Genomic DNA, 23,026 nt, shown 5'->3' on the forward strand with positions numbered 1-23,026 from the left:
TCACTTCAGCGTCTTGATCCATTTCGCGATCGCTCCTGCTTCATCCTCGGATAGCCCGGGATCCGGCATGGCGGGGGGAAACCCGACGGGATACATGGCCGTGGGATCGAGGATGGATCTGATGATGTAACCCTCATCCACGGTGACATCTGATGTCTTGCCGTCGCGGTGGGTCACCTTCTGCTTGCGTCCGAACAGACCTTTGAAATTGGGGCCGACAAGCTGTTGCCCGTCGATGGCATGGCAGGCTGAGCAAACCGCGGCATGAACCGCCTCCGCGTATTTGATTGGTTGCCTGGTGGCCAGCGCCGCATCGATGCCAACGGGGCGCTGGGATGTCTGGCCCAGGTGCTTGTTCATCGTGTACCAGGCCTCGTTCGCCCAAAGGGACGCATCCTCGATACGCAGGTTCACGACCCAGCCGACATTCTCGTTCGAATACTCCTTGCGGGTCACGAAAGGGGGCGAGTTGTCACGGAGACCATCGATGGCGATGGACAGGCGTTTCCCGTCTTCGGACAAAGCCATGGACTTCGGTGCAAGTGTTTCCATCCCGACATCCGGGCCGCCGTAACCGTTCGTCGGGATGTAGGTCCATTGGCGTATGGAAAGTTTCCCCGCTTCCGGCGCGGATTCCAGAGGCCGGAAAAACTCGATTTCCAGCCCTTCCTTGGTGTCCCGCACGGCCACCATTTCGTTGAACGATTCCGGGAGTGTTTCCCTGAATGAAAGCCGCTGGAGCCCGGTGTAAGGCTCGCCGGGCACGCCCTGGATGCGCCACAGGCCGCCGTGGCCGATGCCGCCGATGTAGTATTTCCCATCGGGGCCCCCGATCAGGCGGTTCGGGCCGGCGGTGAAGCCGTTCACCCCCGCCTTGTCGTAGCCTGCGGAGTGATTGAAAACGGCACCCTGCCACACTTCGCCGACCTTTTCCGTGAAGATCCGGGTCATCGTTCCCTTGGTGACATCCGGCACGAGGAACTGGCCGTTGTAGGCGGATAGTTCGCCTTCGAGGCCTTTGAGCTCCATCGGCTGGGCGGGCGAGCGGGCCACCGATCCCTGCGGCATGTGGACGGTGGGCGGGAGCTGGTATTTCGAACCTCCGACCAAGGAATCCACCTCGTCCGGCTGGAAGGCGGCGACGTTCGAATCGTCGCGTTTCATCAGGAAATGGCCGTAGAAGCCGCCCCTGGTGATTCGGATGAATTCATTGGACGGGTTGAAGACACCTTGGTTGTCGACAACGATGGGGCTTCCGTCGGATGCCACTGTGAATCCGTTGGGTGTGCGGTAGCCGCCGGCGAGGTATTCGATATCGACGTCCTCCGCCGTTTCCGAACCCGTGATGGGGCCGAGCATGAAGGATGAGCCGCGGTGGGTCTTGGGGTTCACCGTCACATTGTATTCGCGCGCGCCCCCGATCTTGATCGATGTCGTCAGGTTTCCCGCGAGGTAGGTCTTGCCGTCGCGTTCGATTTTCCCGAAGCCGACGGTGTAGGTATGGAAATTCGGCTGTGAGATGCCGTCGATGAGGACGGTTTTTTCATCGGCCGTGAATTTTCCGTCGCCGTTCCTGTCATCGAGCCGCGAGATCTTGTCCTTCTCTCCTATGTAAATCTTGCCCGAGAAAGTCCCGATGGCCGTTGGTTCGTAGAGTCCGCCCATGAGCTTTTCCGCGATGATGGGGCCGTCACTTCCGCCCAAGCCCTTGATGCGGAAAACCTCGCCCTCCCTGAACGGCGCCTGGTTCTGCCGGTCCGGTGTGAACACGGTCACGTAGAGATCCGCACCCATGAAGCACATTGCGGAAACCTTCAGCTCAACGTCGTTCTCCGGATAGACGTTCTCCATTTTCATCAGCGGATGGATGCCGGTTTGGGCAGGGAGCGGGGAGGAGGCGATTGCTGCCAGGCAGAGGATGAACGCGATTCGGAGGTTGCTCTTCATGCAGTTATGTCAGTTGTTCAGTATCTCGGCAGTGACTTTTTCGGGCGCATCCGAAATGGCGAGGGATTTCGCGGCGGCGGACATTTTTGAAAGCGCGGCGGGATCGGCGAGTAGGCCGATAAGGAGCTTGGCGAGGCAATCCGGGGTGAGATCTTTCTGCTGGATCAGTTTGGCGGCTCCGGCATCGGAGAAAACCCTGGCGTTTGCCGTCTGGTGGTCGTCGGCGGCGAAGGGGTAGGGGACGAGAATGGAAGGGAGGCCGGCGAGGGAGATTTCCGTGAGGGTGGATGCTCCGGAGCGGGCGATGACGAGATCCGCCAGGGCGTAGGCGGAGGGCATCTGGTCGCAGAAGCCGATGAGCTTGTAGCCGGGGCGCTGGACGGGGTTTTCCGAGGCGATGCGGTCGCGGTCGTTCGGGCCGGCGATGTGCAGGATCTGGATATCTTCAGGAAGAAGGGGGGCGGCCTTTGCGGTGAGCTGGTTGAGGCCGAGCGCACCCTGCGAGCCGCCGGTGACGAGGATGGTCTGCTTGTGAGGGTCGAGGCCGAAGCGTGCGGCGGCATCGGCGCGGGAGGGGAGGTTGAGGATTTCCGGGCGGGCGGGGGTGCCGGTGAGCTGGGTGGGTGCCTTGAAGAAGGCGGCGGCGGGTTGGAGGCCGATGAAGACCTTGGTGCAGAAGCGGGAGGTGAGGATGTTCGCCCGTCCCGGACGGGCGTTGGAATCGTGGACGAATGTTTTCTTTCCGAGCTTGTGCCCGGCATAGACGGGGGGGAGCGAGGTGAATCCTCCCATGCCCAGAACGGCGTCGGCACCGAATTCACGGATGATCTTTTTCGATGTCCGGATGGATTGGTAAAGCGCCCAGAGGAAAGGGAGCATCTTCGGGGAGAGTGTGGCGGGCTTTGCGATTGCAGGGACCACCCTGAAGGTGAGGTGCGGATATTTTGCTGATGCCTGCGAATCGATTTTCTTCTGGGAAATGAGAAGCAGCGGCTCGTGTCCCTGCGCAAGCAGGGACTCAGCGACGGCGATGCCTGGGAAGAGGTGGCCGCCGGTGCCCCCACAGGCGATTAATATTTTTTTCGGAGACATGTTATGAAAGCGGAGCGGGGGCTGTTGGGCGGGGATTTCCGGTGATCGGGTTTCGATTGGAAGTTGCTTGCTAAATGTTATTGGCGAAGGTGCCTAGTTTGAGACTCTTCAACAAATTGCATATAACTCTCAACTGCTTCAGGCCAAGCCTGCCCGTGCGAGGAGAGCGGTGGGGTCGGCGGGTCGGGACATGAAGTTCTCATAGAGGGTCTCTGCGGGGGCGGAGTTGCCTTTGCTCAGGATTTCCCGGCGGAACGACATGCCTGTCTCGGGGTTGAGGATTCCCTCTTTCTGGAATCGGGTGAAGGCATCCGCATCTAGCACCTCGGCCCATTTGTAGGAGTAGTAGCCGGCGGCGTAGCCGGTGGGGGAGCTGAACAGGTGGTTGAAGCGGTGCGCCATGGAGGGGCTGGGGGTGGTGACGGGAGCGCGGTAGGTGGCGAGGATCTCGCGGGTCACCTCATCGAGGTGGCGGCCGAGGTATTTGCCGAGGTGGATGTGGAGCTCGAGGTCGAGCTTGCCGTGGGCGAGTTGGGTCATGAAGGTGCTTGCGCTGAGGTAGTTCTTGGCGGCTACCATTTTCCCGAAAAGGTCTTCCGGGATGGTTGCGCCGGTCTCGTGGTGGCGGGCAAAGAGATCGAGTGTCTCGCGCTCCCAGCAATAGTTCTCCATGATCTGGGAGGGCAGCTCGACGAAGTCCCATGCGACGTTGGTTCCGGAAAGGGATTTCACCGGGACATCGGAGAGCATGCCGTGGAGAAGGTGGCCGAACTCGTGGAAGATGGTCTCTACCTCGCGGTGGGTTAGGAGGGCGTCCTTACCGCCGACGGGCGGGGTCATGTTGCCGATGATGAGGCCGAGGTGGGGCTCGCCGGGGCCGCCGGTGAGAAGGGAGTTCATCCATGCGCCGCCGCGTTTCGTTTCACGCGGGTGCCAGTCGGCGTAGAAGGAACCGAGGTGTTTCCCGGTTTCCGAGTCGTGGATCTCGTAGAATGTGACCTCCGGGTGCCAGGTCTCGACTGCCCCGTCCATGGCAGGGTCGGGGGGGCTACCGGGTTCGTAGTAGATGGTTTCGAGCTGGGTGATGGTGATTCCGAAGATGCGGGTGGCGATCTCGAACATGCCTTCCATAACGCCGGTGACGGGGAAGTAGGGGCGCAGGGCTTCGTCGTCTATGGCATAGTTTTCCTTGCGCTGGAGCTCGGCGTAGTAGGCCGTTTCCCATGGTTCCAGAGGCTGGGGTAGTTGGGCGCCATGATGCCGCCCCTCCTTGGTGGCCTTGTATTGGGCGAGTTGCCGGACCTCCTCCTTGAACCGTGTCTCGATACGCTCGTGGATCCGCTCGACGAAGGCGAGGGCGGTTTCGCCGTCGCGGGCCATGCGGCGCTGGAGGGTGAGGTCGGCGAAATTCGCATGACCTAGGATTTGGGCCTTTTCGTGGCGGAGCTTGAGGATCTCCCAGACAAGTGAGGAATTGTCGTAGGGCTCGTGGACGGCTACGTTGACCGAAGCCTCCCAGACGGTCTTGCGCAGGTTCTCGTCCTCCGCGTGCTGCATGATGGGATACATCGATGGGAACTGGAGTGTGAAACGATAGCTGCCCTCCGGATGTCCTTTGGCCTTGGCGTTGGCGGCGGCGCCGGCGAGGGCGGATTCGGGTAGCCCGGCGAGTTTGGCCTTGTCGTCGATGACGAGTTCCCATGCGTTGGTGGAATCGAGGACGTGTTCGGAGTATTGTTTGGTGAGCTTGGAGAGTTCCGAGTCGATCGCGGCGATGCGGGCTTTTTTGTCATCGGGAAGGGCGGCGCCGGAGGTCTTGAAATCCTCGATGGTTTCCTGGATGTGGCGTTGGTGAATGGGTGGGAGGGCTGCGGCGGCTTGGCTTTCCGCAAAGGTGTTGAGGATCTTGAACAGTTGGGGGTTGAGCGAGAGCGAGGAGTAGAAATCGGTGACTGCGGGCAGCATCCTGTTGAGCGCTTCGCGTTGGGCGGGATTGTCGGAGACGGAATCGAGGTGCTGCAGCCTGCCCCAGCCCAGCGACAGGGTTTCCGTGGCGTTTTCCAAGGCCAGGAAACTCGATTCGTAGGTGATTTCCGAGGCTGGCTGGGAACAGATTTTCCCGATGGCGTCCTTCGCGTCGGCGAGGGCTTGGGTGATGGATGGTACGATGGTTTCCGGGGTCAGTGTGGACCAGCGGACGTGGAAGTCTGGGGATAGGAATGGATGCATTTGGGGAAGTTCTAAATTTTGAATTCTAAATTTCAAAATCATAACGAAGAAACCGGCCGGAGGCGCGGTTCTCCATCATGGCTGTAGTGTTTCTGTCAGGACGAGGGTGCCGATGGCGATTCCGAGGACGATGCGGTACCAGCCGAAGATGCCGAGGCCGTGGGACTGGAGGAAGGATACGAGCCATTTGACGGCGAAGGCGGCGGAGATGGTGGCAGCGATGATGCCTGCGATGAGAGGTATGGGGCCGTAGGAATCCCACATGAGCTTGGATCCGCCGAACCAGACATCGTAGTCGGGGCCGGCTTCGCCGAGTTTCCAGATGGCCTTTTTCGCGGTGGCGGCGGTGAGGGTTAGCACGCCGAGAAGGAAGGAATACTCGACGGCGGATTTCACCGAGAGCCCGACGATGAGGCCACCGCAGATGGTCATCAGTGAGCGGGATGTGCCGGGCCACATGGCGATACACTGGAGGAAACCGATGAAGAGGGCGGACTGCCAGGCGAGCTTGAGGATGTCGCGGCCGTTGCCGCGGGGCGGGTGGCGTTTCCGCCAGCGGACGGTCCACAGGATGGCGAAGCCGCCCGCCACCCATGCGAAGATGACGGGCCAGAGGCCGAAGAGCTTTTGCTCGATGATGTCGTTGAGGAGAAGGCCGAGGACTGCGGCGGGGAGGAAGCCCACAAGGACGGCGACGGCGAGCTTGAGTCCCTCGGGATCGCGGCCGAGGACTCCCATGAGCATTTTCAGGACGTGTTTGTAGTAGAGGCCGAGGACCGCGAGGATGGCTCCGCCCTGGATGCAGATGGCGAAGCAGTCGGCGGCGAGCTTGTCGATGCCGTTGGCGGTGCCGATGTGCATGAGGCGCTGGGCGACGATGAGGTGGCCGGTCGAGGAGACAGGGAGATATTCGGTGATGCCTTCGATGAGGCCGAGGAGGATGGCTTGCCAGATTTCCATAGGGGCGTGGCGGCAGTTTGGGTATCTGGAGCCAGGGTTGCAAGGCTTGGGATGGAGAAAGGAAAGCAGCCCTTCCGGCGGTGCCGCAATCCGCGCGATCCACCTCGGCACATCGGGAACTTTGCCAAATCCTGCCGCCTGAAAGGACGGCTCTCCCTATTTTACAGTTTGCTTGCGGGGGAGGGGATGCGAGCTTGGGCGCGGGAGAAGGATGAAGGAACGGTATCTGAAATTGGTGAGGAGCGCTTACCGGATGTTGCGGCACCGCAGGTTGCGCGACAGGCCGTGGTGGCGGACGATGACCAGGCCGCTCTTCGATAGGCAGCTCTGGGTGCCGTGCCGTGATACGGTGGCTTCGGGTCTGGCGATCGGCCTGTTTTTCTCGATGATCCTGATTCTTCCGTTGCAGATGCTATTCGCGGCGGTGCTGGCGATGCGGTTCAGGGTGAATGTGCCCTTCGCGATGGCGGGCTGCTGGGTTTCCAATGTGTTCACGAACGTGCCGCTGGGTCTGGCGCAGGCATGGCTGGGGAACTGGATGATCACCGCGCTGCATTTCCCGATGCCGCATTTCCTCCGCAAGGTACACTTCAACGTGCCGGAAGTCGGCGAGATCAATGCCGCGAACCTGTTCCTGGGAATGTTCGTTTCCGCGGTGATACTGGCGCTGCTTTCCTACCCGCTGGTGCACCTTTTTTCCGCCGTCATGCCGCATCATCTGCCTGTGCTGAAGCGGCGCTTGCCTCCGGTTTCTCGGAAGGCTGGGGATTGAGCGGATTTTTGGTTGGACTTGCCGGGTGAAACGGGGGCTTTCTGGCGGCGATGATTCCCAACGTCCTTGCAGAGAGATATTCGTCCACGGAAATGAACAAGATCTGGTCCGCGGAGGGGCGTATCGTGTTGGAGCGGGAGTATTGGATCGCGGTTATGAAGGCTCAGCGGGATCTTGGGCTGGGGATTTCCGAGGAGGCCATCGCGGCCTATGAAGAGGTGAAGGACAATGTGGATGTGCGGTCCATCATGGATCGCGAGCGGGTCACCCGCCACGATGTGAAGGCGCGGATCGAGGAGTTCAACGGGCTGGCCGGGCATGAGGAGATCCACAAGGGGCTGACCTCGCGCGATCTCACGGAGAACGTGGAGCAGCTTCAGGTTTTCCGGAGCCTCCTGCTGATTCGGGACAAAACCGTCGCAGCCCTGCGTGGGATGCGCGAGCGTGCGGAGCAGTGGGATGAGATGGTGCTGACCGCGCGGACACACAATGTCGCCGCCCAGCCGACGACTTTGGGCAAACGCATAGCCATGTTCGGGGAGGAGCTGCTTTCCGGATTCCGCATGCTGGAGGATGTCATCGCCGGCTATGCCGTGCGTGGATTGAAAGGGGCGGTCGGCACGCAGATGGATCAGCTCTCGCTCTTCGGTGGGGATGCGGAGAAAGTCGCCGAGCTTGAGAAACGCATCGTCGCCCATCTAGGCATCCCGCAGCAGTGGAGCAACGTGGGCCAGGTGTATCCGCGGTCGCTGGATCTGCGGGTCGTCTCCATCCTCACGGAGCTGGCGAGCGGCCCGTCATCCTTTTGTAAAACCCTCCGCCTCATGGCCGGGAACGAAACCGCCAGCGAGGGTTTCGCGCCGGGGCAGACAGGATCGAGCGCGATGCCGCACAAGATGAACTCCCGTTCCTGCGAGCGGGTGAACGGTTTCCACGTGATCCTCAAAGGCTACCTCGCCATGGCCGCCGGTCTCGCCGGGGACCAGTGGAACGAGGGCGATGTGAGCTGTTCCGTAGTGCGCCGCGTGATGCTTCCGGATGCTTTTTTCTGCATCGACGGCATGTTCGAGACCTATCTGACGATCCTCGGCCAGATGGACGCCTACGAGGCGGTGATCGCTTCGGAAACCGCCCGTTACCTGCCTTTCCTGATGACCACCACGGTGATGATGGAGGCGGTGAAACGCGGGGTCGGACGGGAGACTGCGCACAAGGCGATCAAGGAGCACGCGGTTGCGACGGTTGCGGACATGCGCACGGGTGCGGTGGATAAGAACAATCTGCTGGACCGGCTTGCCGAAGACGGCCGACTGGGCCTATCCCGCGACGAGCTCGGCGAGATCCTGGAAAAGGGCGACAAGGAAGTCGGCGCCGCCAAGTCACAGGTGAACTTTTTCTCCGGAGAAGTCAGAAAACTTGAGCAGAAATGGCCTGAGGCTTCGGCTTACGCGCCGGGCGGGATTCTGTAGGACTTTGCACCGCAGGCTTTGGACTAATGGGATTCCCATTCCCAGCTCTGACGCTGCGTGCTGAACAGAGGAACGGATTCCATCTTCCACCCCGTTGAGCCGACGGAAATCTGCGGATGAGAGCCGCAGCAGTGCAGAGCCTCCTGCGGTTCACATCAGCCTCCCGTGCGGGGCGGACCCTTTTTCTTCGGCTTGTCCGGGGTGACATCGCGCATGCCGCCGGATTTGCCGCGCTGCTGCTGGAGCTTCTGCATTTCGGCTTGTTTTTCGGCCATCCGCTGCACCCAGGATTTCTTGCCGCCGTCCTTGCGGGCGACGAGTTCCGGCTCGGGGATCTTGTTCATCAGGTAGGTCTGTCCGATGGAGAAGATGTTCTGCGTGGTCCAGTAGAGTGCGAGGGCGGAGGCGTATGCGTAGCAGAAGAAGAAGAACATCAGCGGCATGAACATCATGATGCGCTGCTGCATCTTGTCGCCGGTCTTGGGCATCATCGCCATCTGGATGGCGCTGGTGGCGGCCATGACGATGGGGAGAAGATTGATCGGGATGCCGAAGAAATGGGCGACGGTGTCCGGCTGCGAAAGGTCATCGACCCAGAGGAAAGGCTGGTTGCGGAGCTCCACGGCGTAATCGAGCATGCGGAAGAATCCGAAGAAGATAGGGATCTGGATGAGCATGGGAAGGCATCCGCCGAGGGGGTTGATGCCGTATTTGCGGTAGAGGCCCATCATCTCGGTATTGAGCTTGTTGGGGTCGTCGGGATATTTCTCCTTCAGCTCCTTCATCTTGGGCTGGAGCTTGGACATGCGCTTCATCGAGTGGGTCGATTTCGCGTGGAGCGGCCAGATGGCGATGCGGACGATGAGGGTGAGGCAGATGATGGCGAGCCCCCATGACTCGTGGGAGGAAACCTTCATCAGGCCATCGTGGAGGAGGTTGAGTAGCCAGTTTAGGAAGCGCGACACCGGGCTGAAGAAGCCGTATTGCATCATGTCGCCCCAGCCGTCGCCGCCGCCTTCCGCGTTGTCGAGCTTGCGTAGCATCGTGTTCGCCTTTGGGCCGACGAAGATGCGGTAGCTCAGGCTGACGGGCTGGCCGGTGGAAAGGGAGATTTCAGGCAACGAGATGGCTGCCTGGACGGCAGGGTATTCCTTGCCACCCTCGGTGAGTGATACGGTCTGCGGCTTTCCCCAGACAAGCGTCTTGGCTTCCTTCTCCGGGCGGATGACGATGGAGAAGAACTGGTTGGTGATGCCCGCGTACTGGATCTGCTCCTCCGCTTCGCTGTTGATGATGGATTTTTCCGAGGAGAACCAACCGCCCTTGAAGCCTGTCGCGGCATGAAAGTGCATCTCGTTGTCCGAATACCAGAAGAAGCCCGTGTATGCGGCCCGCTCCTTTTCGTGGAGGGGCGCTGAGGAACCCAGGAAAAGTCCGTAGCGGGAGAGGTCGAAATCGCCGATGCCGGTGTATTCGAATGCGAGATCCAGCTTGAGGAAATAGCCTTTCCCGGGGATGTCGGAATTTTCCAGCGAGAAGGTTTTCTTGGCGATGACGCCGGTGGGCAGCTTGGCGATGAACACGGCGGTCTCGCCGGGGACGGATTGGTCCGCCTTGTAGGCGTAGGTGGAGTTCTCGAGTTTCTCCCTATCGTCCACGAAACCCGCGATGGGGCCCGCTCCGTGGATGTTGATGCGCACCTTTGAGGATCTGCCGACGTTTTTCTGCTCCTTGAGATCCGCGAACTTGATGCCCCCGCCGATGTTGGAGAGGGTGAAGGCGACTTTCTCGTTCTCGAGGACGATGAGTTCCTCCTCCGTGGGAGGGGGAGGGGTCTCGACGCTGAGCGCGGCCTCCCCGGCGGTTGCTGCAGCTTGCCCGGTGTCCTCAGCAACGGGCTTCGGCGCGGGCGGGGCTTTCTTCGGGGTGAAATGGATGTTAAGGGCGATCAGTACGCCGCAGACGGCGAGGACGATCCAGGTTTTACGGTCGTACATGGGGTGGGGAAATTGGTTGGTTGCCCGGCGGTTTTGGAATCCGGGTAGGGCTGATTAGGTGCTGGACGGGCTGCGGTCAATTGCCAAGACGCCGGAAACGCCCGACCCCCGGCTTGTCCCTTGCATAGCGATCTTTGCGGGCCCACGCTTTCCGCACGCCAACATGGAAGCCCCAGCAAACAACAACGCCACCGAAGCAGCCGCAGCCATCCTCGCCGGGAAACCGGGCGGGATCAAGCACTCCGTCTGCCGCTGGTGCTATGATGACATCCCGCTCGAGAGTCTCTGCGAGGCAGCGAAGGGGATGGGTGTGCAATCCATCGAGCTGGTTGAAACGTCGGACTTCCCCATCCTCAGGAAGCATGGCCTGGACTGCGCGATGGTGACCTTCCCGACGGCGGTCACAAAGCACGGCGTGAAGGTCGGCATGATCGAGAAATCCTTCAACCGAACGGAGCACCACGATGCCCTTGTGGAGGTTTATGAAAAAAAGCTCAGCGACTGCGCGGCGGTGGGCGCTAGGCAGCTCATCTGCTTTCCGGGGAACCGTGACGGGATGGGCGATGAGGAGGGCCTGGAGAACTGTGAGGCAGGCCTGAGGCGTATCCTGCCTCTTGCCGAAAAGCTCGGTGTGATCCTTTCCATGGAGCTTCTCAACTCGCGCGTGGATCATCCGGATTACATGTGCGACCGCACGGCATGGGGAACGGCGCTTGTGGATCGCATCGCGAGCCCGAACTTCAGGCTGCTCTACGACATCTACCACATGCAGGTCATGGAGGGGGATATCATCGCCACGATACGGGCGAAGCATGACTACTTCTCCCACTACCATACCGGCGGCGTGCCTGGGAGAAATGAGATCGATGAGAGCCAGGAGCTTAACTATCCGGCGATCATGAGAGCCATCGTGGAAACCGGATACAGCGGCTACGTCGGCCAGGAGTTCATCCCGAAAAACCCGGACAAGCTAGCCAGCCTGAGGCAGGGGGTGGGGATCTGCACGGTTTGACCCCATGGGATAAGGCCGCATGCCGCCTCTTCTGCCCAGTATTGAAGGGCATAACAAAAAAGGGAGCCGCTTACGGCTCCCTAACTTGTTCATCCTAAATGGAAAAGTGCTCGAAAGAGGACTCGAACCTCCACAGGTTTCCCTACTAGATCCTTAGTCTAGCGCGTCTACCAATTCCGCCATCCGAGCTTTTCTTTCCGGTTTGGGTGGGCGCAGGAAATATGACGAAGGGCCGGGCTTTGCAAGAGAATGTTCGGATTTTTTTCCCTGATGGGGCGGTGGTGTCGGCTTATCCTTGAAGTCCCTGCGGGTTGCCATTACCCAGAGCGCGTGTTGACGATCAAGAAACTTACGAAAACCCTCGGCGGGCGCACCCTTTTGCGCGAGGCCGAGATGTCCATCAACTGGGGCGAGCGCGTCGCCCTCGTGGGCCCGAACGGGGCCGGGAAGTCCACGCTTTTCCGGATGATCCTCGATGAGGACCAGCCGGATGAGGGCACGATAGACCGCGACGAATACGCGATCACAGGATATCTCCCGCAGGAAGCGGGCGAGCCTTCCGATGAGACGATCATCGAGATCGCGATGGGGATCACGCCTGAAATGATAGGCCTGCTGCGCACGATACGCGAAGGTGAGAAATCAGGCGACCTTTCCACCGAGAAATTCGCCAAGGCGCAGGATCAGTTCACCGCGCTCAACGGCTACCAGCTTGAGCCGAAGGCCAAGAAAATCCTCGCCGGGCTGGGCTTCAAGCAGGAGGATTTCAACAGGCCGGCCCGCGAATACTCCGGCGGCTGGGTGATGCGCGCCCACCTCGCACGCCTCCTTGTCATGGAGCCCGACCTGCTCATGCTCGACGAGCCGACCAACCACCTCGACCTCATCTCCCTCCTCTGGCTCCAGCGCTACCTGTTGAATTACTCGGGGGCCATCCTGATGATCTCCCATGACCGCGATTTCATGGACATGATGATCGAGACCGTCATTGAAATCGATCCGGATGCGATGCAGCTCATTTCCTACACCGGAAATTACACGGCTTATCTTGACGAGAGGGAAAAGGTCTATGAGCGCAAGGTCCAGGCCTACCGGAACCAGAACAAGGAAATCGAGGCGCATATGGAATTCATCGAGCGCTTCCGGCAGGTGGGTTCGAAGGCGGCCCAGGTGCAGTCACGGATCAAGCTTGTGGACAAGATCGAGAAAATCGAGAAGCCCCGCGCCCCGCGCAAACCGTTCAAGTTCGCATTCCCGCAGCCTCCGCGCTCGAACCAGAAGGTCATCGAGTTCCATAAAGTCGGCCAGTCATACCCGGGGAAGCGCATTTACAAGGATCTCGACCTCACCATCGAGCGCGGGGACAAGATCGTCCTTGTCGGCCCGAACGGTGCGGGCAAGACCACCCTGCTCAAGCTGCTGGCCGGGGAACTGGAGATCGACGGCGGGAAAAAGGAGACCGGCTACCTCACCAAGATCGGCTACTATTCCCAGCACCGCGCCGAGGCCCTGAACGAATACAACACGGTGCTCGATGAGGTCATGGGCGCGTGCACCACCCTCCGCGAAGAGGACGCCAGGGCCATCCTCGGCACCTTCCTGTTCCGCCGGGCGGATGTGGAGAAACGCTGCGGCGTCCTTTCCGGAGGGGAGAAATCACGCCTCAACCTGGTGAAATTCCTCGTCGATCCGCCCAATCTCCTGCTCATGGACGAGCCGACGACCCACCTCGACATCCTCTCCATAGACTCCCTCGTGAACGCGCTGAAGTCCTACGAAGGCACGCTTGTCTTCATTTCCCACGACGTGCATTTCATCCGCACCCTCGCGGAAACGACCTTGCATGTGACACGCGATGAAAAGAACCCGGAGAATGGCGCCGTAGTCACCCGATACACCGGCGGCTACGATTACTTCCTGGAGAAATCCGGCCTTAGCGACGACCGCAGTGCGGTGACTTCCTAACAAGCAAACAAACATGAATTTGCGCACCATACCAGCCCTTGTTCTGCTCACCGCCGTGGCGGGCGCGGCACCGGTCGTCATCGACGATGCCGCCCTGATCCGCGCGCTCCAGAAAGGTGTCTCCGATTTCGCCGAATCGGGAGAGGGCATCACCGCAGACCAGCTCGCGAAAGATGTGGCCGCGGCTCCAGCCAAGCTGGATCTTGCGATTCCTGCGGTGAGCCCCCCGGAGAACCTTGATGCATCCGTCTATCTCATCGGTTCCGTTTACAAATGCGGCAAGTGCGACAAGTGGCATTCCTCGGGAACCGCGACGGCATGGGCCTTGGCCGAGGATGGCCTGATGGTGAGCAACCACCATGTCTTCGCGAACACCAAGGGCGGGGCGATGGGTGTCTGCGGCATCGACGGGAAAGTCCATCGGGTCATGGAAATCCTCGCTGCGGACGAAGCCAACGACATCGCCATTTTCCGCGTCGACGCAAGCGGTCTCCAGCCGCTGGGCATCGGCGAACCGGCACCGGTCGGCACGGCCGTGCAGGTCATCGGGAATCCGGACCAGCGGCTGTTCACCCACACCTTCGGCCACGTTTCCCGCTACCACAACCGCCCGAAGGCACCCGGCGGCGCGGGCATCCTGCAGATGTCCATCACCGCGGACTATGCCAAGGGTTCCTCAGGCGGGCCGGTGCTCAACGCGGCAGGCGAGGTCATCGGGATGGTCAGCTCCACCCAGTCGATCTACTACAAGGGCAAGGAGCAGGGGCCCTTGCAGATGGTCGTAAAAAACTGCGTTCCGGCTTCCTCCATCTCTGCGATGATCCCGCAATACGGCGGGAAAACGGCGCAAGTGCCGGAGGGCGCTCCCCAGGAACAGCCGCAATGAGAAGGAAGCTCATCATCGCCATGCTATTGCTCGTGGCTACGGCGGCGGCCTACTGGCTGGGCAAGCCGTAGGCCGGAAGGAGTGTGGGTGCCTTGGGCGGCTTTCGCTATCCGCGTCGGAATCTCATTGTTTCGGGATCAGCCGTATCTGATAGATCTTCGGCCAGCATTTTCCGGTGACGAACAATTCCCGCGACTGCGGGTCGTAGGCGATGCCGTTGAGCACATGTTCGGGATCGAGCCTACGGGACTTGGCATCGATCCCGGTCAGGTCGATCACGCCGAGGACGGTGCCGTCCTTGGGGTTGATGCGCAGGATGAAATCGCTGTGCCACACGTTTGCGAAAATCTCGCCCTCGATGAATTCCAGTTCATTGAGGAGATTGACCGGCTTGCCATTGAGGCGCACCCGCAGCTCCCGCCAGACGCGGAAGGTCTTGGGGTCGAGAAAACGCAGCCGGTCGCTGCCATCGCTCATGACCAGGGATGCCCCGTCGCTCGTGAGCCCCCAGCCTTCGCCATCGTATCTGAAGTTCCCCAAGGGCTCCAGGGTCTTGGTGTCATAAAGGAAGCCCTGCCGGCCGTGCCATGTCAGCTGATGGAGTTTCCCATCCAGGTCCGCCACGCCTTCCCCGAAAAAATTGGCAGGCAAGTCTCTTTTCCTCAGCACCTTTCCTGTTTCCTTCTCAACGCGGCGTATGCTCGACGTGCCATATCCGCCGGTGGTTTCGATCCAATCACCGTGCGATAGAAGCAATCCCTGGGTGAAAGCCCCTGTGTCATGGGGAAGCTCGCGGAGCACCTCATAGCCCAGCATGGGATGGGCTTTCCAATCCGGAGCCACCGGCGCTTCGGCAGGCTCCTTGACCTGATTCACCCCCTGTGCCTTTTTCTGGCAAGCCCCCGATGAGAGGGCGAGGAGTGCGGCGGCGAAGATGCGGAATTTCATGATGGGAAGGGGTTGTGCATCCGCCACCGTTGGGCCCGAAACGCAATGCGTGGCGGCGGCAGGGAATCCTGTTGGGAAATGCGAATCCTGTCGATAGGCAACACCCGTGTGGCTGGTGAAAGATGATCCGGCGCCTCACAGGCCGGAAGCCCGGAACAGCAGCCGGAATGCGGGCGAGAAATCATCCGGGCAAGCCGCGAGCCAAGCCGCGATCTCCTCCACCGGGAAGGGCATGACGGAATCGATCTCCGCCGCCGGGAAGCGGATGGAGCCGTTATGGCGGATGAGGAAAAGGTGGACGTGCTCCCAGCCGGTATGTTCCGAAGGAGCGGCCGTCGCAAGATGCCGGAGATCCTCAGGGGTGATGTCGCGGATGCCCATTTCCTCGCCCAGCTCGCGGACGGCGGCCTCGCGATAGCCTTCCCCCGCATCGAGGTGGCCGGAGACGCTGGAGTCCCAGACGCCCGGGTTCATGTCCTTGATGAGGGAGCGTTTCTGGAGGTAGAGGTCGCCGTTGCGGTTGAGAACGAAGACATGGACCGCGCGGTGGATGAGGCCTTGGGAATGGACTTCCGAGCGGGTGGCCGTGCCGGTGGGGACATCGTTTTCATCCACCACATCGAAGACCTCATCCGCCTTCTGTGCATTGTCCTTGAGCGGGTGGGGATCGTAGGCACGGGTCAGGGCGATCCATTTCCCGAGATCCAGCTCTTCGCCGCGCACGGTGGTGGAAAGCCCCATGCGCTTCGCGATCCCTTCCCATGGTGGGGAATCCGGGAGCTGCTTGCGTAGCTGTTTGCGGCGCTGTGCAAAGCCGCGGCGCACCAGCTCATCGAAGAGGCGGGCATCGAAGGGTTCCTGCCCTCGCTCATCGCGTGGAGTGAGCACCGCTACGGCGGAGTCGATGGTGGGCTTCGGGAAAAACGCGTCGGGCGGGACCACGCGCAGGGATTTGATTTCCCAGTTCACCTGCATCCGCAGGCTCAGGATGCCGTAATCCTTGCCTCCGGGCTGCGCGCCGAGGCGGTCGATGACTTCCTTCTGCAGCATGATCACCGCGCGGGAAAAGGGGTGGGGACGCCCTAACAGGTTTTTCATGATCGCCCCGCCTGAGGAATAGGGGAGATTGCCGAGCAACTTGACCGGGCGGTGCCTGAAGAGGAGGCGGCGGTCGAACTTCGCCCCATCCGCATGATGCACCTCCACATCGTCCCGGTGGGAGAATTTTTCCTTCAGCGCACCGGCAAGCCTTCCGTCGAACTCCACGAGGACGACGCGCTTCGCTTTTCCGATGACATGCTCCGTGAGCGAGCCCGTGCCCGGCCCTACCTCGACGACCGTATCGGCTTCGGAAATCTCGAGCTGGGAGACGATCCAGCGCGCCATGTTGGGATCGGTCAGGAAATTCTGGCCGAGCTGCTTGCTTGGCAGCACCCTGGCGCGATCGAGCGCCTCGCGAATCTCCTGTCCTGTCATGGGCGGCATCCTTGCCGCGCAAGCGACACCTGGCGAGCGCGGAAATGCAGGCCTAGCGGGATGTGAACACCCGGCCTTTGCCAGTCACCCAAGCCGTCCTGACACTGGAGTAAAGCCCGTTGAGCTGCTGCTCGGAAAGCAGCCGGTATTCGATCGTTTTGCTGTGCGTCGTCAGCGGGTATTTCTTCACGACCATATCCTGCACCTCGGTGCCTGCACGCCTGGCCGCGCCGTCCACAAGGGCGAGCGCCCTCTCCGCGGCATCGGATGCGGCGGCACCGACCCCGGTGGCGGTGATCGGGGTGATGAAATAGAAGCGTGCCAGCGCCTGGCCGGTGGTGTCCACCGTCACCTCATCGACGATGAGCGTGCCGTCGAGGACATACTTGTGGCGGCTGACCGAGGAGATCCTGCCGAGGGCGACGAGGTAGTTGCCGCCAGCAAGGTTTGCCTCCCAATAGCCGTTGCGCACCTCCCTGTCGGTGGGTCCGTTGGCGTTGGGGTTGTCCGGATCGGCATTGGTGCCGCCGTTGTTGTTCTGCGCAAATGCGTTGAAGGCAAGGAGGAGTGTCGCAATCAGGACGGCGGCTGGTTTTTTCATGATGGTGGGAACCTATGCGGGAAGCGGGCGCTTGGCCAGCTTCCAAAAATACTACGGAAAACTTAATCATTGCCAGTTCATCCCTTCGGTAGCATGCTATGCGCATGGTTCGTTACCGCCCTAACGTCGCGGCGCTGATGGTGAACGCGGATGGAAATCTCCTCATCTGCGAGCGCGCAGGTGTGCAAGGGGCGTGGCAATTCCCCCAAGGCGGTGTGGATGCTGGTGAAAGCATGGAGCAGGCGCTTTTCCGCGAGGTGCGCGAGGAAATCGGCATCGCCAGCAAACATTATGAGATCATAAGCCGCCGAGACGGCTACCGTTACCTCTACCCGCCGGATGTGCGTGTGAAAAAGATCAGGAAGCACGGCAACCACGGACAGGAGCAGACGTATTTCCTCTGCAAGCTCAAGCCATCCGCACCACCCGTCAACGTGAACCAGATCCCGCAGGAATTCGGCGCATACCGCTGGATCCAGCCGGATGAGTTCGATCTCGACTGGCTGCCCGCCTTCAAGCACGAGGTTTACCGGTGCGTGATGGCCGATTTCTTCGGGGTAGATCTCGACCCTGCGCAAAAAATCTGAGTTCTACGCGATTGCGTGATTCCCTTGTCGGGTTTTGCGGGTAGGATGAGGGCGTGTAAGGGATAGCACATAGCCCCCCAAAGGGCCCAAGGGCGCCGGAAATTCAAGGGATCCGGCGCCCTTGGTTTGTACTCCCAGTGCCTCCAGGGCCAGGAATCGAGAAAATGTTAGAATTTCATCCTTGATTGATTGATATTTTCAAAATATTAATTGACTTGCTCTTGGGAAATTTAATTTCGGTTAATTTCCTGAGCGTGACATTTCCATTTCCTGCAGACTGGTGCTGCGAGCCTATCTCCGGGGGGAAGTAGGCAACGCCAGCAGGCTGCGGGGATCTTTGGGGGGAATGTGCAAGTTCAGGGCGTGTTTGGGGTCAAATCCAAGCACGCCCGATTGCTTTCCGGGATCCGGGGCTCAGTCCCCCAGCGAATTTGGATACTCGCCGGCGGCGATGAGATCCGCGATTGCCTTGACCACATGATCCTTGTCCTCCGCGTAGGTCACTCCGAACCATGAGGAGCTTGTCGTGATCGCACGGCAGCTGGTCTTTCCCTTGCGGATGAGAGAGTCCACAACGGTGGGGATGTAGGATTCGCCGGTCATCCCGAAGTGTTTCCCGAGGAATTCCATGAACTCGCCTTCAAGATCTTGCACGAACTCGGCCGGGAAGAGCCAGAAATTCATCGAGGCGGGGGCTGATGCCGGGATTTCGCTGCGGACGCCATCCAGTCCCTCACCTGTCACCCTGCCATCGGCTTCCCTGCCGATCTTGACGAATTCCTCGACGCTCTCCAAGAGCCCCTCGGCGGAAACCCCGCAGATCCCGCGGTTCACCTGGCCGTGATCCGAGAGGGTGTTCTCCAGCGGATAGGCGATGAGCGCACAGGTGTCGGCGGAAATATCGGCCAGGAAACCGGCGGCGCGGGCATAGGCATCGCGGCCATAGAAATCATCCGCATTGATCACGGCGAAAGGGCCGTCGATGAGGTGCCGCGCCGCCCGCACCGCGTGGGTGGTGCCCCAAGGCTTGCTGCGCCCTTCGGGAGGTGTGAAGGGGGCTGGCAGGTCATCGAGTTTCTGGAAAGCGTAATCGACCCGGATCTTTCCGGCAAAGCGAGCGCCTATCCCTTCACGGAAGGCATCCGCGAAATCCTCGCGGATCACGAAGATCACGCGGTCGAAGCCTGCGCGGATCGCATCATACACCGAGTAGTCGAGGACGGTCTCCCCGTTGGGGCCCATGGGGTCGATCTGTTTGAGTCCGCCGTAGCGGCTTCCCATTCCGGCGGCGAGTACGATGAGCGAAGGCATGGCGGTTTCTATGGCAGGCAGCGCCGGATTGGCAAGGATATGCGGAAAGGCTCTCCGTACCGCTTCACGAAATCCGCATTCGCCCGGATGCGGAGGGGGGGCGCGGATCCGGGAATACGTAAGGCGGAGCCGACTAGCGGCTCCGCCTTACGCTGAGATTCCGGGACTGTGCCTGAGCAAGATGGGGGAAGAAACCGCGCTCCGGCAACATGCGTATGTTCGCATGTTCCAGAAATAGCGATATCACGGGATCGCGTAGTATCTGGGGGCGGCGCCGATTTTCACTCAAGCCCTTTTAGGATCTCCGCGCGCAGCTCTACGGCATCCACTTCGTCGGCATCCTGCCAGAGAATTTCCCCCTTTGTGGAGATGATGACGGTGAGTGGCAGGGCGCCGGTCCATTCCGGTGCGATGGCCTCGGCAAGCTTGTCCGGATTGCCGCCCGCCCAGATGTAGTTGTTGGATGTGCGGCCTTCCTTTTCCATGGAAGGCTTGGTGCGGTTCGACAGCGCGGCGTGGCGGGACTCGAGGAATTTCAGCACCTTGTCCCTATCTTCGGCCGGATCCATGGAGATGGAGATGAAATCGACATTGCGGTTCTGGAAGCGGCGGTAGGTGTCCACAAGCATGGGGAACTCGGCGACGCATGGGCCGCAGGTTGTGGACCAGAAATTGATCACGCGGACGTTGCCGGATTTGTTTTCGCGGAGAGCTTTGGCAAGGCTTTCGTCGAGGTCATCGAGGGTGACAGCCTTTTCCTCCCATGCCTTTTGGTCCTGCTCGACGCTGTTGCCCTTGAAGAGCCACTTTGTGGAGCATCCAAAGGAACGTGTCACCGGCTCGGCGATTTCCTTCCCAGCGAGGATGGAGTCGAAGGCATCGCGGATATAGGATTTCTCGACGGGGCCCTTGGAGCGTCCGGCATCGTCCATGCGGCCGGTGTAGCGGAGCTTGCGGTCTTGGTCGAAGACGAAGACATGGGGGGTGGATTGGGCGCCGCAGGCGGTGGCGAAGGCTTGCACCTCACCATCGTAGAGGTATGGGAAGGTCCAGCCGTGGCTGTCTGCGAAGGGTTTCATTTCCTCGAAGGAATCCCCGTAGGGGGAATATCCGAGCTCGTCGGGGCGGAGGCTGGCAGGGTTGTTGGAATTCACCGCGACGACGGCAACGCCCTTGTTCTTGTAGGCCTGGTGGATTTCCTCGGTGCGGACGGCGGCGGCCACGGAATCAGGGCAGTGGTTGCAGGTGAAAATGATGCAGAGGATCTTTGCGTCCGCATAATCCTTTTCCGTATGCCGCTTGCCATCGGTGCCGGGTAAGGCGAAGGGCGGCATGTCTGACCCTATGGGCAGGACTTTCGGGACTTCGGCGGCGAAACTTGCGGCGGCGGCAGCCGACATGATGGCTAGGATGGTGTTTTTCATGATGCCGCATACGATAGGCGGGTTTGCTTACTTACAAGGCTGAAAACAGGAAAACGCCGGTGGGTTTGGGGCGACTGCGCCCCGCAGGGAGATGAGGCCGGCGAGAAAACCGCCACAGAAGTCGCACAAGGCACATATCAGGATCCGCCGTTACGCAGCATGCCGGGAACTGGGATTCAGATCCCAGTTTCAGGCAGAGATCGTGAAACCGAATGCGGGACAGTTTGTGAATCTTGCGCGATCGGTGGCCAAATCCCCGCTGTTTCCGTCCCGCTGTTTCCGTCCCGCGGTTGATCCCACTGTTGTGCCTGATATCAGGAAACCATGATTTTCCGCAGATTTATCTCGCGCTGGCGGCCGAAATTGTTTAGGAAATGCGAAACATTTTCACGGTTATGCCAGCACCCACCGAATACACCCACCCGATCAATGTACGCACCAGCCAGCTCGACATGCCGAAGCGCGGGGGGCGCCAGGACGATTACGACGACAAGATCCGCAACGCCCAGCTGGAGCTGGAGCGCATCCAGCTGGAGCGCGAGGAGCTGGAGCGCAAAAAACGAGAGCTGGAAGAGCTGACCGCTAGGAAACGCGAGTTCCTCTCCCAGCAGGTGGAGCTGACCGAGAGGCTGACTTCGGCCATCACCCTGATCGATAGGGAGCTTGTCGCCCTGCGCGAGGAGACGAGCCAGCTGGAGCAGTGCCGCTCATGTTTTGCGGAGCACCTCGACAAGATCCAGAAGCACGATCCGGAGAAATGGACGCGGGACAATCTCCATGAGAAGCTGGACAAGGCGACGTTGGTCACCGACCAGGCCGCAGACGAATACGACCAGGCGGCGGCATACTTCGAGGGGAGCCGGGCAGGAGGAATTTTCGGGAGGTCGTCCAAGGGGGCGCGCCGCAAGGCCAAGGCGAAAGGCGGCGAATCTGAATTCCGCAGCCAGTTCGTAAGCGGGCTTGCGTTCAACCTTCCCATCATCGCGTTGGGTGCGCTCGCGCTCATCGCCTACCTCATCAAGTGAAGCCATGGCAAAACTGAAACAGGGAAATCTCTTTGAGGAGGATGCGGAGTTGCTGGCGTTGCGCGAAAGGGAAAGGAATCTCGAGCAAGCCCACAAGGATGTCGTACAGCTGCCGGCAAGGCTTGAACGGGAGAGGCGGGAGCGGGACTCGACCATGCCGCCGATGGCGGAGATCAGGGAGCGAGAGCAGATCAGGCAGTTCGAGAGAAGCCTGAGCCGCGGCCAGATCGAGAACACCCTGCGGGCGCAGAGGCAGAGTCTCGCCATGATGCTGCTCCTTGCCACGGCCACGGTGCTGATGCTTTTTTGGGCTTACCGCATCGCATTCAACTAGGGTTTCTCCCAGTTTTCGATGCGCTGCTCCGAGGAGCGCGGCTCAAGGTGAGTGATGACCCTTCCCTCGGGAGCGATGATTTCCGCAACCGCAGACTCGATGTCCGTGGCTTGCCTGTGCGCTTCGACCACGCTCATGCCATCCGGGAAAACCAGGTGGAATTCCACCCAATGGGCGCGTCCGGAATGGCGGTGCCTGAAATTATGGTATGCGAGATCGCGGGAACACGTTTCCCTATCGAGGACATCCCTTGCCTGTTGCTCGATGACGGGATCCGCCTCGTCGAGCAAGCCGCCAAGGCTGTCGCGAATGAGCCTGAGCCCGATGCGAAGTATATTCAGGGCGGCAATGACGGCACACACCGGATCCCACCAGACCCAAGCGGTGAGCTTGACCAGGGCCAATGCTGTGATGACGGCCAGGCTGGACCATACATCGGTGAGGACATGGATGCCGTTTGCGCGGATAAGCGAGGAACCGGATTTCCGCCCGATCCGCACCAGGGAGAGCCCGAGGGCGAGGTTCACTGCGGCGGCGGCCGAAGTGATCCAGAGGCCGATGCCGAGGTTCTGCAGGTTCACCCCATATACGAATTGCTTGCCCGCCTCATAGAGGATGAACACGGCGGCGGCGGAGATCATCGCCCCTTCGAAGCCGGATGATATGTAGGAAATCTTGTCGTGCCCGAAATGATGGGTGCCATCGGCTGGCTTATGCGAAAGACGCAGTGCCCAGGCTGCGAATGCCACCGCGAAGACATGCACAACGGACTCCACCGCATCCGAGTAGATGGCGGATGAGCCGGTGACGACCGACGCGAAGGTCTTGCCTGCCAGGAGTGCGAGCGCGCACGCCAGAGAGAGATTCATGAGCCATTTCTGCTGCAGGAATCCCGACACGCCCGGATCCTGCCCGCTGATTCGCAAAAGCCAATGCAAAAACCCATGCTGCCAAGTCCGCAGTGGCGGGGGTGCCCCGGACGGTGTATCAG

Annotated in this window: 19 protein-coding genes and 1 tRNA gene; 8 read left to right on the top strand and 12 right to left on the bottom strand. The window is 60.5% G+C overall.

The window, feature by feature from the left end:
* The 4 genes from HZ994_18520 to HZ994_18535 form a co-directional block, all read right to left on the bottom strand.
* Positions 1–1,947: a c-type cytochrome gene (locus tag HZ994_18520; protein QTN34229.1), complete on the bottom strand. Its 1,947-nt coding sequence runs from the start codon at positions 1,945–1,947 to the stop codon at positions 1–3.
* Between the two features lie 9 nt (positions 1,948–1,956).
* Entirely contained in the window at positions 1,957–3,039 is a 1,083-nt protein-coding gene (gene murG / locus HZ994_18525) for an undecaprenyldiphospho-muramoylpentapeptide beta-N-acetylglucosaminyltransferase (GenBank protein ID QTN34230.1), read from the bottom strand.
* Positions 3,040–3,177: 138 nt separating this feature from the next.
* Complete coding sequence (locus tag HZ994_18530; GenBank protein QTN34231.1) at positions 3,178–5,268, bottom strand: M3 family metallopeptidase; 2,091 nt, start codon at positions 5,266–5,268, stop codon at positions 3,178–3,180.
* A gap of 75 nt (positions 5,269–5,343) precedes the next feature.
* A complete protein-coding gene (locus HZ994_18535; protein QTN34232.1) occupies positions 5,344–6,228 on the bottom strand; it encodes an undecaprenyl-diphosphate phosphatase in 885 nt (294 codons plus the stop codon).
* 235 nt (positions 6,229–6,463) lie between these two features.
* On the opposite strand from HZ994_18535, the gene HZ994_18540 reads away from it, so the two are divergent.
* Together HZ994_18540 and HZ994_18545 are read left to right on the top strand one after the other, a co-directional pair.
* Complete coding sequence (locus HZ994_18540; protein QTN34233.1) at positions 6,464–7,000, top strand: DUF2062 domain-containing protein; 537 nt, start codon at positions 6,464–6,466, stop codon at positions 6,998–7,000.
* A 50-nt stretch (positions 7,001–7,050) separates the two neighbouring features.
* Positions 7,051–8,469 carry an adenylosuccinate lyase gene (locus HZ994_18545; GenBank protein QTN34234.1) on the top strand — a complete coding sequence of 473 codons (1,419 nt, stop codon included), beginning with the start codon at positions 7,051–7,053 and terminating at the stop codon, positions 8,467–8,469.
* 155 nt (positions 8,470–8,624) lie between these two features.
* On the opposite strand, the gene yidC is transcribed toward HZ994_18545, so the two are convergent.
* Positions 8,625–10,466: a membrane protein insertase YidC gene (gene yidC / locus HZ994_18550; protein ID QTN34235.1), complete on the bottom strand. Its 1,842-nt coding sequence runs from the start codon at positions 10,464–10,466 to the stop codon at positions 8,625–8,627.
* Between the two features lie 163 nt (positions 10,467–10,629).
* Between yidC and HZ994_18555 the strand changes: the two genes are divergently transcribed.
* A complete protein-coding gene (locus HZ994_18555; protein QTN34236.1) occupies positions 10,630–11,478 on the top strand; it encodes a TIM barrel protein in 849 nt (282 codons plus the stop codon).
* 107 nt (positions 11,479–11,585) lie between these two features.
* On the opposite strand, the gene HZ994_18560 is transcribed toward HZ994_18555, so the two are convergent.
* A tRNA-Leu gene (locus HZ994_18560) sits at positions 11,586–11,667 on the bottom strand.
* Between the two features lie 141 nt (positions 11,668–11,808).
* Between HZ994_18560 and HZ994_18565 the strand changes: the two genes are divergently transcribed.
* Entirely contained in the window at positions 11,809–13,443 is a 1,635-nt protein-coding gene (locus HZ994_18565; GenBank protein ID QTN34237.1) for an ABC-F family ATP-binding cassette domain-containing protein, read from the top strand.
* Between the two features lie 13 nt (positions 13,444–13,456).
* A complete protein-coding gene (locus HZ994_18570) occupies positions 13,457–14,329 on the top strand; it encodes a trypsin-like peptidase domain-containing protein (GenBank protein QTN34238.1) in 873 nt (290 codons plus the stop codon).
* 123 nt (positions 14,330–14,452) lie between these two features.
* On the opposite strand, the gene HZ994_18575 is transcribed toward HZ994_18570, so the two are convergent.
* The 3 genes from HZ994_18575 to HZ994_18585 form a co-directional block, all read right to left on the bottom strand.
* On the bottom strand, positions 14,453–15,277 hold the full coding sequence (locus tag HZ994_18575; protein QTN34239.1) for a glutaminyl-peptide cyclotransferase: 825 nt from the start codon (positions 15,275–15,277) through the stop codon (positions 14,453–14,455).
* Between the two features lie 135 nt (positions 15,278–15,412).
* Positions 15,413–16,753 carry a ribosomal RNA small subunit methyltransferase A gene (gene rsmA / locus HZ994_18580; protein QTN34240.1) on the bottom strand — a complete coding sequence of 447 codons (1,341 nt, stop codon included), beginning with the start codon at positions 16,751–16,753 and terminating at the stop codon, positions 15,413–15,415.
* A gap of 52 nt (positions 16,754–16,805) precedes the next feature.
* The gene (locus tag HZ994_18585) at positions 16,806–17,354 is read right to left on the bottom strand and encodes a hypothetical protein (protein ID QTN34241.1); all 549 of its coding nucleotides are present in this window, start codon (positions 17,352–17,354) and stop codon (positions 16,806–16,808) included.
* Positions 17,355–17,458: 104 nt separating this feature from the next.
* On the opposite strand from HZ994_18585, the gene HZ994_18590 reads away from it, so the two are divergent.
* Positions 17,459–17,941, top strand: a complete 483-nt coding sequence (locus HZ994_18590) for an RNA pyrophosphohydrolase (GenBank protein ID QTN34242.1) — start codon at positions 17,459–17,461, stop codon at positions 17,939–17,941.
* Positions 17,942–18,355: 414 nt separating this feature from the next.
* Here HZ994_18590 and HZ994_18595 read toward each other — a convergent pair whose 3' ends face one another.
* On the bottom strand, positions 18,356–19,252 hold the full coding sequence (locus HZ994_18595) for an NTP transferase domain-containing protein (protein QTN34243.1): 897 nt from the start codon (positions 19,250–19,252) through the stop codon (positions 18,356–18,358).
* A gap of 281 nt (positions 19,253–19,533) precedes the next feature.
* Positions 19,534–20,676: a redoxin family protein gene (locus HZ994_18600; protein ID QTN34244.1), complete on the bottom strand. Its 1,143-nt coding sequence runs from the start codon at positions 20,674–20,676 to the stop codon at positions 19,534–19,536.
* Positions 20,677–21,071: 395 nt separating this feature from the next.
* On the opposite strand from HZ994_18600, the gene HZ994_18605 reads away from it, so the two are divergent.
* Entirely contained in the window at positions 21,072–21,701 is a 630-nt protein-coding gene (locus tag HZ994_18605) for a hypothetical protein (GenBank protein ID QTN34245.1), read from the top strand.
* A gap of 4 nt (positions 21,702–21,705) precedes the next feature.
* Positions 21,706–22,035, top strand: coding sequence for a hypothetical protein (locus tag HZ994_18610; protein QTN34246.1), 330 nt, complete (start codon positions 21,706–21,708; stop codon positions 22,033–22,035).
* Here the strand turns inward: HZ994_18610 and HZ994_18615 are convergent.
* Positions 22,032–22,904: a cation transporter gene (locus HZ994_18615; protein QTN34247.1), complete on the bottom strand. Its 873-nt coding sequence runs from the start codon at positions 22,902–22,904 to the stop codon at positions 22,032–22,034. The two genes, HZ994_18610 and HZ994_18615, sit on opposite strands and share 4 nt — an antisense overlap.
* Positions 22,905–23,026: the final 122 nt, after the last annotated feature.

Source organism: Akkermansiaceae bacterium (genome assembly GCA_017798145.1).
Taxonomy (GTDB): domain Bacteria; phylum Verrucomicrobiota; class Verrucomicrobiia; order Verrucomicrobiales; family Akkermansiaceae; genus Luteolibacter.